The 13,592-nt window shown below is 73.4% G+C and carries 10 protein-coding genes; 6 read left to right on the forward strand and 4 right to left on the reverse strand.

Translation table 11 applies throughout. The features are described from left to right. Window positions 1-138: 138 nt before the first annotated feature. Window positions 139-2,145, reverse strand: coding sequence for an N-acetylmuramoyl-L-alanine amidase (locus OO62_RS26445; RefSeq protein WP_033270084.1), 2,007 nt, complete (start codon window positions 2,143-2,145; stop codon window positions 139-141). Between the two features lie 385 nt (window positions 2,146-2,530). Next, window positions 2,531-3,664, reverse strand: coding sequence for an aminoglycoside phosphotransferase family protein (locus OO62_RS26450; protein WP_077191824.1), 1,134 nt, complete (start codon window positions 3,662-3,664; stop codon window positions 2,531-2,533). Window positions 3,665-3,949: 285 nt separating this feature from the next. Between OO62_RS26450 and OO62_RS26455 the strand changes: the two genes are divergently transcribed. Continuing rightward, a complete protein-coding gene (locus OO62_RS26455; RefSeq protein ID WP_033270086.1) occupies window positions 3,950-5,479 on the forward strand; it encodes a DNA-binding protein NsdB in 1,530 nt (509 codons plus the stop codon). A 227-nt stretch (window positions 5,480-5,706) separates the two neighbouring features. On the opposite strand, the gene OO62_RS26460 is transcribed toward OO62_RS26455, so the two are convergent. Continuing rightward, window positions 5,707-7,173: a PP2C family protein-serine/threonine phosphatase gene (locus OO62_RS26460; protein ID WP_033270087.1), complete on the reverse strand. Its 1,467-nt coding sequence runs from the start codon at window positions 7,171-7,173 to the stop codon at window positions 5,707-5,709. A gap of 322 nt (window positions 7,174-7,495) precedes the next feature. Here OO62_RS26460 and OO62_RS26465 point away from each other — a divergent pair, with 322 nt between their 5' ends. The 3 genes from OO62_RS26465 to OO62_RS26475 all read left to right on the forward strand — a co-directional run bounded on the left by OO62_RS26465 (window position 7,496) and on the right by OO62_RS26475 (window position 10,816). Beyond that, on the forward strand, window positions 7,496-8,920 hold the full coding sequence (locus OO62_RS26465; RefSeq protein ID WP_033270088.1) for a hypothetical protein: 1,425 nt from the start codon (window positions 7,496-7,498) through the stop codon (window positions 8,918-8,920). An 84-nt stretch (window positions 8,921-9,004) separates the two neighbouring features. Continuing rightward, entirely contained in the window at window positions 9,005-9,769 is a 765-nt protein-coding gene (locus OO62_RS26470) for a class I SAM-dependent methyltransferase (RefSeq protein ID WP_033270089.1), read from the forward strand. Window positions 9,770-9,874: 105 nt separating this feature from the next. Continuing rightward, window positions 9,875-10,816, forward strand: a complete 942-nt coding sequence (locus tag OO62_RS26475) for an IS481 family transposase (protein WP_051733609.1) — start codon at window positions 9,875-9,877, stop codon at window positions 10,814-10,816. Here the strand turns inward: OO62_RS26475 and OO62_RS26480 are convergent. Then, window positions 10,813-11,079 (reverse strand): helix-hairpin-helix domain-containing protein, encoded by a 267-nt coding sequence (locus OO62_RS26480; protein ID WP_051733610.1) that lies wholly within the window; start codon window positions 11,077-11,079, stop codon window positions 10,813-10,815. The genes OO62_RS26475 and OO62_RS26480 overlap by 4 nt on opposite strands. Window positions 11,080-11,228: 149 nt before the next feature. Between OO62_RS26480 and OO62_RS26485 the strand changes: the two genes are divergently transcribed. Further along, window positions 11,229-12,356: a glycosyltransferase family 4 protein gene (locus tag OO62_RS26485; protein WP_033270091.1), complete on the forward strand. Its 1,128-nt coding sequence runs from the start codon at window positions 11,229-11,231 to the stop codon at window positions 12,354-12,356. Beyond that, window positions 12,353-13,591 (forward strand): glycosyltransferase, encoded by a 1,239-nt coding sequence (locus OO62_RS26490; protein ID WP_033270092.1) that lies wholly within the window; start codon window positions 12,353-12,355, stop codon window positions 13,589-13,591. Before OO62_RS26485 ends, OO62_RS26490 begins: the two co-directional genes overlap by 4 nt. Window position 13,592: the final 1 nt, after the last annotated feature.

The following is a 13,592-nucleotide window of genomic DNA, read 5'->3' on the forward strand; positions in this document are numbered from 1 at the left end:
CGCGCCGGCGCCCGACTGCGGCCGGCACCCACCGCGCCCGACGGACGGCACCTCTCCGAGCCGTCCACCGGGCGCGGCCCGCTCACCGACCGGGCACGCGCACTACCGCCCGTGCCCGCCCGGTCGGCGCACCCCTCGCTACGAGTCCGAGTGCCGCACGTCCACGTCGGCCGCGCGCACATAGCCGACCCGGTGCCCCAGCTGGATCTCGTAGTAGACGTCCTCACCGCGCACGATCGCGTGCTTCGAGACGTCGAAGGTCGGCGCGTAGAAGTAGTCGCTGCTGACCTTCTGCCCGACCGCGTACTTCTGACCGGCGGTGATCTTGTACGGCAGCGGCGTCACGGCCTGGTACGGCACCCCGGCCGGGTACGCCTCCTTCTCCGGGTACGCCCGGCCGTAGACCGGGATCTCCTCGCGGTCGGCCTTCGGGGTGGCGATCAGCCCCTCGGCGTTCACCGCGGTCCGGGCGCCGTGCGGGTTGCGGAACCACGCCTTCTGCCCGAGGTACCAGATCGCCGTCCAGTCGCCGGACCGGCCCGCCACCGCGAACCGCTGTCCCGTCGTGGCCCGGGCACCGGTGTCGTTCACCCCCTCCGTCGTGTCACTGCCGTCCGGGTGCAGCCCGACGTCCCTGACCAGCGGGGCGCTCTCGCTGGGCGCGGTGTACAGCCGGACCGCCGTGGAACCGTGCGGCGCGCAGGTGTCCCCGGCCTTGTCGCAGCCGGTGTAGGGCGGCTGGTTGCGGTCGTAGTCGGGGCGGATGGTGACCAGCCCGCCGTGGCTGCCGGCCGTGGCGTGGAACGGCTTGCCCAGCAGGGTGAAGTAGTGCGCCCAGTCCCAGTACGGCCCGGGGTCGGTGTGCATGCCGGGGATCGTGGACGCCGTCGTGCCGGGCACGTTGTCGTGGCCCAGGATGTGCTGCCGGTCGAGCGGCACGTCGTACTTGCGGCTCAGGTACTTCACCAGACGGGCCGAGGCGCGGTACATCGCCTCCGTGTACCAGGCGTCCGGCGAGGCGAGGAAGCCCTCGTGCTCGATGCCGATGGAGTGCGAGTTGATGTACCAGTTGCCCGCGTGCCAGGCGACGTCCTTGGTCGGCACGTGCTGGGCGATCAGCCCGTCCGAGGAACGGATCGTGTAGTTCCAGGACACGTACTTCGGATCCTTGATCAGCTTCAGCGTGACGTCCCACGACCCCTCGGTGTCATGGATGACGATCACGTTGACCTTCTGGTCCCGGGGGCGCTCCGCCTTGTCGTGGTTGCCGTAGTCGTTGTCGCCGAACTCCTCGTACGGCGCCGGGACCGACTCGCAGGCGACGTTCCGCGGGCACTCCAGCCGGGAGTCGCCGCTCGGCGCCGCGGCCTTGGTGGCCGGCGCGCCAAGACGTTTCTGCTGCGTGGCGTCCGGGGTCAGCCCCGGCGCGGCGGCCAGTGTGACCCGCTGCCCCGCATCGGTCGTACGGGTCTGGCCGCGGCGCATCACGTCGTACACCTCGTCGGCGAAGGCCCGGCCGCCCAGCGCGCTGTCCTGACCGCCGTAGCGGGCCACCGCCGCGTACCACCGCGCCGGATCACCACTCGCCGCCAGCCCCAGCTTGCGCTGTTCCGCGGCGAGCAGCGCCGCCCCGCCCAGCACGTTCGCCGCCGGGTCGGTGCGCAGCTTCCCGGCGGGTAGCCCGGTCAGCCGCGCGGCCGTGCCCAAGGTCCGCAGCCGGGCCGGGAGTTCGGCCGGCAGCACGGCCCGCTGCGCCGCGCCGTGCGGCACCGGCTTGCGGCCGCGCGAGGAATCGCCGCGGGCGTCCTCGTCGCCCTGGCTGAACTCCGGCGCCCGCGTCAGGGCGGTACGGGCATCGGTCAGATGCATCGGGCCGTAGCCCCCCGACACGCTGGGCGCGCCGCCGTGGCCGTCCCAGCGGGACTCCAGATACGAGACGCCGAGCAGCACACTGCGCGGCACGTGGAAGCGGGCGGCGGCCTCGGTGAAGGCCCGCTGCAACCGGTCCGCCCGGGGCTGCCCGGCGCTCGCGGACGGCGCTCCCGAGAGCGGCAGCAGCAGCATCGCCGCCGCGAGGGCGGTGGTGGATCTGCGCAGGGCGGGGCGGGGCGTTCTCTTCTCGTCTTCCGGGGCGGATCCTCGCAAAACATCCTCCTCGAGCCGGCCCGAGCCGGACGGTGTGACGGTGGGCGAGCAAACGGCCGTGCGGGGTGGACCCGAGAGTAGATCCCCCGTCGGGTCCGGAGCCATACGTGTGCCGACGGTCCGTCAATCACCGTGCCGGGTCGGGACGCCGCATGTCAGGGCATCTCCCGAGGAGTCTTCCCGGACCCGCGCCGGGCCTGCGAGGCGTCAGTGGAATGGACCAATGAACGGGTGCGGGGCAGGGCGTGTCCACCGGACCGGATCGCCCCGGACAGCCGGTGGACGCCCTGCCCCGCACGGCGCACAAGGGTGAGCGGCGCGTCCCGTACCGGGCGCGCCGCTCACAATCCCCCCTCGGGAGCCCTCGCACTCCCGTGTCCGGCGGTCAGCGAGTGCCGACCGCCGCCCGTACCGCACGACGCGCCATCTGGCAGTCGTCGTGCAGCCGGCGCAGGAGCAGCCGCTGCTCCTCGCCCGCCGCGGGCACCCCGGGTTGTCCCGGACCCGGTGCGCCTGTCGGCGTGGGCTCGCGCATGGTCCGCTGGACCGCGGTCTCGTACCGGCGGATCTCGCGGGTCAGGATCAGCATCAGATTCACCAGGAAGGCGTCCCGGGAGGCCGGGCCCGCGTTCTGGGCGAGCTGGCTGATCTGACGGCGCGCCACCGGGGCGTCGCCGAGCACCGACCAGAGCGTCGCCAGGTCGTAGCCGGGCAGGTACCAGCCGGCGTTGTCCCAGTCCAGCAGCGCCGGGCCCGCGGGCGACAGCAGTACGTTGTTCAGCAGCGCGTCACCGTGGCAGAACTGGCCCTGGACGTGCGACAGGCCGTGCATCAGCTTCTGCAGATCGCCCAGGTCCCGGTCGGTCAGCAGCCCCAGGTCGTGGTACCGGCTGATTCGGCCCGCGTAGTCCAGCGGGGCGTCGAACAGCCCCGCCGGCGGGCGCCAGCGGTTGATCTGGCAGATCGCGCCGAGCGCGGCCCGTACGTCCGCGCGGGGCGGCGCCTCGGCCGGGTGCCGCGTCATGGCCGCCACCCGGCCGGGCATCCGTTCCACGATCAGCGTGCAGTTGTCGGGATCGGCCGCCACCAGCCGCGGCACCCGAACCGGCGGACGATGCCGGACGAATGCGCGGTATGCGCTTATTTCCTGCCGGAACCTTTCCGCCCACGCCGGGGAGTGGTCCAGTAAACACTTCGCCACCGCGGTCATACGGCCCGTCGTGCCGACCAGTAGGACGGACTTGCCGCTCCGGCGCAGCACCTGGACGGGGTTGAACTCCGGACAGATGCGGTGCACCGAGGCGACCGCGGCGCGCAGCTGGGCGCCCTGGGGCCCGGACAAGTCGAGTCTCCCGCTGAGCGGTTGGGTGCCCGTCCCCTGTGCCCGCCGGGCCCGGCCGCCGACGAGACCGGGGACCGCCCCCGCGGAAGGAGAGGGGGCGAGGTACGGTCCGCTGCCCGTCGGGTGCGGGCGGTACGGCCGGGTGGGGGCGGTCACGGCGGACGATGCTGCATACATGGGTGAGACAGATCCCTTCGTGCGCCGACGAGTTTGCGTGCGCTCCCGGCCCGGTGGGGGGAATCCGTGAACGGGCCCCGTACAGGAGGCCGATCCAGGGTCCCTGTGAAGGGCGCGCACCCTGGGGAATGCGGTCCCGCCACCAGGCCGGGGGCGGCACATCTACAGAACACGCGGCTGCGGGTGGCAGACCATCTGGCGCACCCTGGCGAACCCTGGCGAATGGTCCCAGCGCATGTCACCGGCCGTTACTGTCAACTCAGTCGAGGAACCTGGGGGCTTGACGTGGACAGGCAGCCGAACACCCGTCTCGCGGACCTTTTCGGCCTGGCCGGCTGGTCCAAAGGAGAGCTGGCGAGACTCGTGAACCGGCAGGCGGCGGCCATGGGCCATCCGCAGCTGGCGACCGACACCTCGCGAGTGCGGCGCTGGATCGACATGGGGGAGACCCCCCGCGATCCGGTGCCCAAGGTCCTGGCTTCCCTGTTCACCGAGCGCCTCGGCCGTGTCGTAACCATCGAGGACCTCGGGTTCGCAAGAACCGGTCGCTCGGGGAAGCGGCAGGCCATGGACGGTCTGCCGTGGGCTCCCGAACGGACCGCCGCGGTCCTCACGGAATTCACGGGAATGGACCTCATGCTCAACCGACGCGGCTTGGTGGGTGCGGGCGCGGCGCTCGCCGCGGGCTCCGCACTCACCGGCGCCATGCACGACTGGCTGCACACCGATCCTGTCCCCGCCGGCGCCTCACGCCACGACGACCCGTTCGCTTCCGACTCCTTCGACGAATTCGACCAGATCGGCCTCGACCGCTACGAGGCGGCCCCCGTGGGGTCGCAGGAAATCGACGCGCTGGAGCGCTCGGTGGAGGTCTTCCGCGCCTGGGACGCGGCCCGCGGCGGCGGGCTCCAGCGCAAGGCCGTGGTGGGCCAGCTCAACGAGGTGGGCGGCATGCTCGCCTACCGCCACCCCGACCACCTGCAGCGCAGGCTGTGGGGCGTGGCAGCCAACCTGGCGGTGCTGGCCGGCTGGATGTCCCATGACGTGGGCCTGGAACCCACCGCCCAGAAGTACTTCATCATCGCGGCCCACGCGGCCCGGGAGGGCGGCGACCGCCCGCGGGCCGGCGAGGCGCTCTCCCGCGCCGCCCGTCAGATGGTCCATCTGGGCCGCCCCGACGACGCGCTGGACCTGATGAAGCTGGCCAAGTCCGGCTCCGGCGAGGAGACCCTGCCGCGGACCCGCGCCATGCTGCACACCATCGAGGCATGGGCCCAGGCGTCCAAGGGGCACGGCCAGGCGATGCGGCGCACCCTGGGCGAGGCGGAGGAGCTGTTCGTCTCGGACAAGGGCGACGTCCCGCCGCCGTGCTGGATGCAGATGTTCGACGAGGCGGATCTGCACGGCATGGAGGCGCTGGCCTTCCGCACCCTCGCCGACCACGACCCGTCCGCCGCGAAGATCGCCCAACACCACGCCAAACAGGCACTGGAGCTGCGCGAAGGCGGCCGCCAACGGTCGCAGATCTTCGACTACATCTCCATGGCGTCGGCCTGCTTCATCGGCGACGACCCCGAACAGGCCGACCGCTACGCCCGGCTCGCGCTGGTGTCCATCGGCGAGAACTCCTCCCACCGGACCTGGGACCGGCTCCGCGAAATGTTCCGCCTCACGGGGCAGTACGCGAACTACGCCAAGATCCAGGACCTGCGCGAGGAGATCCAGCATGTCCTGCCGAAGGCGAAGCCCAAGGCCAAGGGGCCCGGGCTCGGACCGGGACTCGGTTCGGCGCTCGGCAAGGACTTCTCGGTCTGAAGCGCCCTACGAGAGCTCCGGCACCGCTCGTGCCGGAGACACCAGAGGTGACGGAAAGTCATGTCCCGGTGTGCAGACGGATATCCGCATGCCCACCGCGGCACATGGCGAACCGTCGCACCTCAAGGATCTGTCGTCTCATGCCCTCACGGACGGGCTCCGACCGCATGCCGTCGGGGCGGCCGGCATCGGATGCGCCGGACCGCCCTCAGCTGACGTGCCCGGTGTCAGTCGCCGACCCTGGCGACCAGCACACAGGCGTCGTCCTCCCGTTCGGCGCTGCCGAACTCCTCGACGACGATGCGGACGCTGTCCTGCGCACTGCGGGCCGCGGCGAACCGCGGCGCCAGGGCGAGGAGTCGCTCGGCACCCTCATGGGCGGCCCCGGCGCCGTGCGAACGGCGGGGGACGAGGCCGTCGGTGTGCAGGACCAGCAGGTCGCCGGGCTCCAGTTGCTCGGTGTGCTGGGTGTAGGCCGCACCCGAGGTCGCCCCGAGCAGCACGCCCTCGGGCGGGTCCAGCGCGCGCCCCGTGCCGCCGCGGAACAGCAGCGGTGCGGGGTGCCCCGCCTGGGCCCACTCCAGCGTGCGGGTCTCCGGGTCGAACCGGCCGCACACCGCGCTCCCGAGCGCCGGTTGGGCGGCGGTGTCCAGGAGCTGGTTGAGGAACGCCATCAGCGGTCCCGGCCGGTGTCCGGCGACGGCCATACCGCGCAGCGCGCCGAGCACCATCGCCATCCCGGATGTCGCGGTGACGCCGTGCCCGGTGAGGTCGCCGACGCTCAACAGTGTTGACCCGTCCGGGAGTTGCAGTGCGTCGTACCAGTCGCCGCCGATCAGTGCGCTGGTGCCGGACGGCAGATAGTGCCCGGCCAGATCCAGCGCGACCCGGCCGCCCTGCGGGAACCGCAGGGAGCCGCGCCACGGCGGCAGCACGGCCTCCTGCAGCTCGACCGCAAGCCGGTGCTCGGTCTGCGCGATCTGCCGCTCGCGGTGCAGCGAGTCACGGGTCTCGCGTACCGCCTGCTGGCTGCGGCGCAGCTCACTGACGTCGCGCAGCACGGCCCACATGCACGCGGTGCTGCCGTCGGCGTCGAGCACCGGCTCGCCCACCATGTGCACCGTGCGCAGACTCGCGTCCGGCCGCACGATGCGGAACTCGCCGTCGATCGGCCGGCCGTCCACCAGGCAGTCGGTGACCATCGCGGCCAGCCCCTCCTGGTCCTCCCCGTGGACCAGCGACGGGAGCTCGTCCAGGGTCAGCGGGCCCTCGGAGGGCGCCCGGCCGAAGATGGCGAACAGCTCGTCGGACCAGCTGACCTCATCGGTGAGCAGATTCCACTCCGCGCTGCCCACCCGGCGCAGCAGGGCACCGCGCTCGTGCGGTGCGGGCTCGGGCGGGGCCGGCGGCAGCTCGTCGACCGTGTCCGGGACGTCGTCACTCTCGGTAGGCAGGCCCTCTCTCAGCTGGTCGAGATGGCCGCCGAGATCGTCGAGGTGGTGCACGGCGAGATCGCACAGCGCTCTCTGCCAGCGCAGCTGCGGGTCGGCGGCGAGGCCGGTGTCCACCGTGGACTCCCGGCGCACCGCGTCGAGACCGCCGCGCAGGCGGCGCGCCTGCGTGATGAGGGCCTCGACCGTGTCGCGCTCGGGAGGCCGGTCGGCTGGGTGGTCCGCGAAGAGGGGGGACGGCATGACGTACTCCGTGATCAGGCGGCGCCGGGCTGAAGGGCCGGTTACGACTGTTGCACAGGCAGCGACCCTGCGTAAGGGATTTGGCACTACCCGATACGGTGGTGCACCTGGCATATGCCACTGGCCGTCTTCTGGCATACCCGGGTGGAACCTGCGGAATGACAGCTTCCAGGCTAGGCTTCGGCCGCCGCACTGCACGCATTCCCGCCGATTCCACGGGGTTGACGAGGGATACCGTGCATACGGCCCGTGATCACCGGCAAGAATGCCGGTCAGCGGAAATCCCGTTGCCAGCCCGTCCCCCGCACCGGATGCTGACCTCATGTTCGATCCAGACATAGCGCCCAGTGGCACCCTCCTCGGCCTCCTTCAGCGAGGCCGCGGCGACGGGACCCTGCATGCCCTCGCGGCGCCGCGGGCGGAGGCGCTCGCGGCACTCAACGACTGCGTGCTGCGCGACCCCCGGCGCGACTGGCAGGTGGAGAACCGCTCGCTGTACTACGCCCGCCTGTACATGCAGCTCGACGGCGGCCTGGAGGAGATCGAACGGCACCTCTTCCACCCCGACGACCTCCTGGACACGGGGGAGGAGCGCACCGGTCTCGCCCTCGCCGTCCTCGGCCACCTCGCCGCGTACGGCAGGGACGCCGCCCGACTGCTGCTGCGCAGCTACGCCGCGGCCGGCAGCAACTGGCGGTGGGCTCTGGACGAGCTCGCTCTGCGTGACGACGACGCCGGGCTGATGACCCTCGCCCCGGCCGTGCTCGCCCGCTTCCCCGCGACCGAGCAGGGCGAGGCCGAGCTGGCCGCCGCCGTCCGTGACGCCTTCGAGCCCCGGCCCTGGCGGCTGTGGGCCGAGGACCCCCGTTACGGCGCCCGCCTCTCCGCCGCCGGGGAGCAGGGCTCCTTCGATCGCTGGCAGCGGCAGCTGCGGCCCCGCGGGCCGCGTCCCGGCTGGAGCGTGACCGAGGTCCTGAAGTGGGCCCAGGAGGGGCTCGACCTGGAGCCCGCCGAGCACCGGTACCTCGCCGCGGCCCGGTGCCTGGGCGCCGTGGTCGCCCCGGAGGACCGCCCCGAGCTGCTGCGGGCCGCCCGCAGCGGACCGGACGCGGCCCGCGCGGCCGTGCTCCACCACCTCGCCGAACGCGGCGATCCCGACGCCCTCGACCTGATCGAGGACGCGGCCACCTGCCCCTTCTCCTCCGAGCCGCTGGTCTCCGCGGCGCTCGCCTCCTTCGAGCGGATGCGCAGCGTCGCCGCCGTGGAGCGGGCCCGCGTCTGGGCGCCGCGCGCGGACCGGCTCGGTGCCTCCGCCGCCGCGATCCTCGCCCGCCGCGGCGCGCAGCGGGACGCCGAGCTGGTGCTGGCCGCGCTGCGCCGCACGGTCCGCGAGGAGGGTCCGGACGCGGACGGCCTGTGGGAGCTGGTCGACGGCACCGGCCGCCTCGGCGTCGCCTGCGCCGCCCCCGTACTGCGGCACGTCTACCGCGAGACCTCCTCCTCCCACCTCCGCGGCCGGGCCGCCGCCGCGCTCGCCGCCACGGACCCGGGCTTCGCGGCCGGCTTCGCCGTCGAGTGCCTCTGGGACTGCGAGGAGACCACCCGCGAGCTGGCCGCCCTGCACGCCGCCACCGGCGACGCCCGGGTCGTCGAACAACTCCGCCGGCTCGCCGCCGACCCGGCCGAGGAGGCCGAGGTACAGACGGCCGTCCGCAGCAGATTCGGACCGGACGCCTCGGCGGTGTGACCGGACGCCTCGACGGGGGAGGGCGTCCGGGGCGGGGTGACTCAGGTTCTGTCCGGCGGATCGTGTGACTAATAGGCTGCGCCGATGGAACGCGCAACCAACGTGCCCGAGAGCGTCGCCCGGCCCGCGGATCCGGTCCGGGCCAATGACTACGACAGCTTCGCCGAGGCGTACTCGGCGGAAACCGAGAACAACCTCGTGAACGCGTACTACGCGCGGCCCGCGATGTTAGCCCTGGCCGGAGACGTGGCCGGCCGTCGGATCCTGGACGCCGGCTGCGGCTCGGGCCCCCTGTCGGCTGCCCTGCGCGAGCGCGGCGCGGTCGTCACCGGCATCGATGCCAGCGCCGGGATGCTGGCGCTGGCCAGGCGGCGGCTGGGCGACGACGTGGTCCTGCACGTGGCCGACCTGAGCGACCGTCTGCCGTTCGCCGACGGTGCGTTCGACGACGTGGTCGCGTCGCTGGTACTGCACTACCTGGAGGACTGGGGGCCGGCGCTGGCCGAGCTACGGCGAGTGCTCAGGCCCGGCGGCCGGCTGATCGCGTCGGTGGAGCACCCTTTCGTGGCCTACACGATCGAGGATCCCCGGCCCGACTACTTCGCGACCACCAGCTATACCTTCGACTGGACGTTCAACGGGCAGTCCGTCCCGATGCGGTTCTGGCGCAAGCCGTTGCACGCGATGACCGATGCCTTCACCACCGCCGGCTTCCGCCTCTCTGTCCTCAGCGAGCCGCAGCCGGACCCGGCCGCCCGTGAACTGTTCCCCGACGGCTTCGATGACCTTTCGACCAAGACCTGCTTCCTGTTCTTCGTCGTCGAGGTACCGCCGTCGGCCGCGGGCTAGGGGCTGTCGTTTGGATCATGCCGGGCTCGCGGGGTCTGGCACCGCACCTCGCCGCGTTGTCGTCGGTCGCCAGGGCTCCGCCCTGACTCCCTTCACGGCAGGCGGCTGCTGGTCGAACGTGTCCGTTGCGGACGGCCTGTGGCCCACGTCGCCGCCGAAATGGGCGTATCGTGGCCCACGGCCCACAAGTGGATGCGACGGTGGCTGGCAGAAGGCGACGCCGGCCTGCAAGACCGCTCCAGCCGACCGCATAAGACCCCACACCGCACGGCGCCTGACGTCGAAGACCGTATCTGCACGCTGCGACAAACCCGCAAGTTGGGTCCGGCCAGGATCGGCCCGATCCTCGGTCTGCCGGCCTCGACCGTGCATCGGGTCCTGACCCGCCGTGGCCTGCACCGGCTGGCCTGGCTCGACCGGCCCACCGGCGAGCCGATCCGTCGCTACGAACGAGCCCGGCCCGGCGAGATGGTCCACGTCGACATCAAGAAACTCGGCAACATCCCCGAGGGAGGCGGCTGGCGCACGGTCGGCAGGACCGCGGGCGCCCACAACAAGCAGGCCACCACCGACCAGCGCAAGGGCTGCAAGCCGGTGATCGGCTACAGCTACATCCACTCCGCCGTCGACGACCACTCCCGCCTGGCCTACAGCGAAGTCCACATCGACGAACGCAAGGAAACCGCGATCGCCTTCTGGCGCCGGGCCCAAGCCTTCTTCGCCTCGCATGGGATATCCGTCGAGCGCGTCCTGACCGACAACGGCTCCTGCTACAAGTCCAAGCTGTTCACCCGGACCCTCACCGCGGCCGGCATCGCCCACAAGCGCATCCGGCCCTACCGGCCACAGACCAACGGCAAAGTGGAACGCTTCAACCGCATCCTGCTCGACGAATGGGCCTACATCCGGCCCTACACCAGCAACACCGAACGCACCGCAGCCCTGACAGACTTCCTCCACACCTACAACCACCACCGCAGCCACACCGCACTCGGCGGCAAGCCACCCATCACCCGCGTGAACAACCCTGCGTGTCAATACACCTAGGGCTCGTTGCGGGGCCGGGGGCGCGAGCGGGGGTGGTCCTGGTCTTCGGCGAAGGAGAGGCCCTCGGCTTTCAGGGCGTCGTGCAGGATGTGCAGGGCCTTGGGGCCCATGCCGTGCAGCTGGCGCAGTTCGGATTCGCTGACGCCGGCCAGCTGGGAGAGGCGTAGATAGCCGGCCCGTTCCAGCGCCCGGCGGGCGGGGGCGCCGATCCGCGGGGGGATGCCGTCCGAGGGTTCGCCCGTCTCCGCGCCGTCCGCCGTCACAGGGCCTCCTCGTCGTCCGTCCGCGCGCCCCCGCCTTCAGCCTGACACCCCCGCGGCGGCGCCGCGCGCAGGGGAACGCTCATGGGACGTTCTCCGGCTGGAAAGATCCCCTTGGCTCCCTGAACGCACGGCACGCCGACAACAGCGGTATGCGTGTCGTCATCGTCACCGAATCCTTCCCGCCCGATGTCAACGGCGTCGCCCACTGCGCCCTGGAAACCGCCCGGCACCTCGTACGGCGCGGGCACGAACCGCTCGTCATCGCACCGCTCGGTGGCGGCGCGCCCGGCGCCGCGACGTGGGAGAGCCCCTGCCCCGTCGTCCGGGTGCCCTCGATGCCGCTGCCCGGATACCCGCAGGTGCGGATCGCGCTCCCCGGGCGCCGGCTCTCCGGGGCACTCGCCGAGCACCGTCCCGACGTGGTGCACCTCGCCAGCCCCTTCGTCCTCGGAGCCCGCGGCATGGCGGCCGCGGCCCGGCGCCGGGTGCCCGCGATCGCCGTCTACCAGACCGATCTGGGCCGCTACGCCCGTACCTACCTGGGAGGCGGCGCGGCCACGGCCTGGCGGCGCATCCGGGCGGTGCACGCGGCCGCCGACCGCACCCTCGCGCCCTCCAGCGCGGCGCTGCTGGACCTGAGCGAGCACGGGGTGCCGCGGGTCCACCTCTGGCCGCGCGGCGTCGACTCCCGGCGGTTCCACCCGGGGCGGCGGGACCCCGTGCTGCGCAGTTCGCTGGCCGCGGGGCGAGAGTTGCTGGTGGGGTACGTGGGACGACTGGCGCCGGAGAAGGACGTCCGGCTGCTGGCCGAGACCTCCCGGCTCCCCGGCGTGCGCACCGTCGTCATCGGTGAGGGGCCCAGCGCCGCCGGGCTGCGCGCCGCGCTGCCCGAGGTCCGCTTCCTCGGCCGCCGCACCGGCGACGAACTCGCCCGCCTCTACGCCTCGTTGGACGTCTTCGTGCACACCGGGCCGTACGAGACCTTCTGCCAGACCGTGCAGGAGGCGATGGCCTCCGGCGTGCCGGTGGTCGCGCCGCGGGCCGGCGGACCGGTCGACCTGGTCGACCACGGGCGTACCGGCCTGCTGGTGACACCCGGCGACGGCGGCGCCTTCCGGGACGCGGTGCGCTTCCTCGGGGGCAGCGCGGAGCTGCGCGCCCGCTACGGCGCCGCGGGCCGCCGGGCCGTCGCCGACCGCACCTGGGAGGCGGTCGGCGACCAGCTCCTGGGCCACTACCAGGCCGTGCTCGCCGACCGGACGGCGGTGGCGGCATGAACCGGCGGGAAGAGGCCGGCGCGGGCCTGCGGATCGTCCGGATCGCCAACTTCGTCACCCCGGCCTCCGGCGGGCTGCGCACCGCCCTGCGGGAGCTCGGCGCCGGCTACCGGGCCGCCGGGCACGAACCGGTGCTGATCGTGCCCGGACCGCCGGGCCGCACCGGGACCGGCGGCGCGGGCGGGATACGCGACGAACTCACCGCGCAGGGACGGGTGATCACCCTGCCCGGGCCGGAGCTGCCCGGCAGCGGCGGCTACCGCATGCTGACCGACCGGCGGCAGCTGCAGCGCCTGCTGGCGGCGCTCGCCCCCGACCGGCTGGAGGTCTCCGACCGGACGACGCTGCGCTGGACCGGCGAGTGGGCCCGCCGGGCCCGGGTGCCCGCCGTGATGGTCTCGCACGAGAGCGTCGACGGGGTGCTGCGCACCTGGGGCGTGCCGCAGCCGCTCGCCCGGGCCGCCGCCGACCGGCTCAACCGCCGTACCGCGCACGCCTACAGCCGGGTGGTGTGCACGACCGAGTGGGCGGCGGCGGAGTTCACCCGGGCCGGTGCGCGCAACGTCGTACGGGCGCCGCTCGGCGTCGACCTCGCCGCCTGGCACCCGGACTGCCGCAGCGCGGAACTGCGCCGCCGCTGCGCGGGCCGGGCCGAGCACCTGCTGCTGATGTGCTCCCGGCTGTCGCAGGAGAAGCGGCCCGGGCGGGCGCTGGACGCCCTGGCCGAGCTGCGCCGGCGCGGCGTCGACGCGGCGCTGGTGGTGGTCGGTGACGGGCCGCTGCGGTCCCGTCTGGAGGCGCGGGCGCGCGCCGAGCGGCTGCCCGCGGCGTTCCTCGGGCACCTCGCCGACCGCGCCCGGGTCGCCGCGCTCCAGGCCAGCGCCGACCTCGCGCTGGCGCCCGGACCGGCCGAGACGTTCGGGCTGGCCGCCCTCGAGGCACTGGCCTGCGGCACCCCGGTCGTCGCCAGCGCGGCCTCGGCGCTGGCCGGACTCGTCGGCAGCGGCGGCGACACCGCGCTGGACGACGGGCCCTCGTTCGCCGACGCCGTCCAGCGGGTGCTCGCGCGGCCCGGGCCCGCGCGGCGCGGCGCCGCCCGCCGGCGTGCGGAGGGGTACGGCTGGCAGCCGGCCGTCGAGGCGTTCCTCGCGGCGCACGACGCGCCCGTGGCGCTCGGCCGGCCGGCTGCCGCGCCGGTCCCGCCGCACCCGGCCGGCCCCCGGAGCGGGAGGTGAC

Origin of the sequence: Streptomyces lydicus, from assembly GCF_000717345.1 — a bacterium.
Lineage (GTDB): Bacteria > Actinomycetota > Actinomycetes > Streptomycetales > Streptomycetaceae > Streptomyces > Streptomyces lydicus.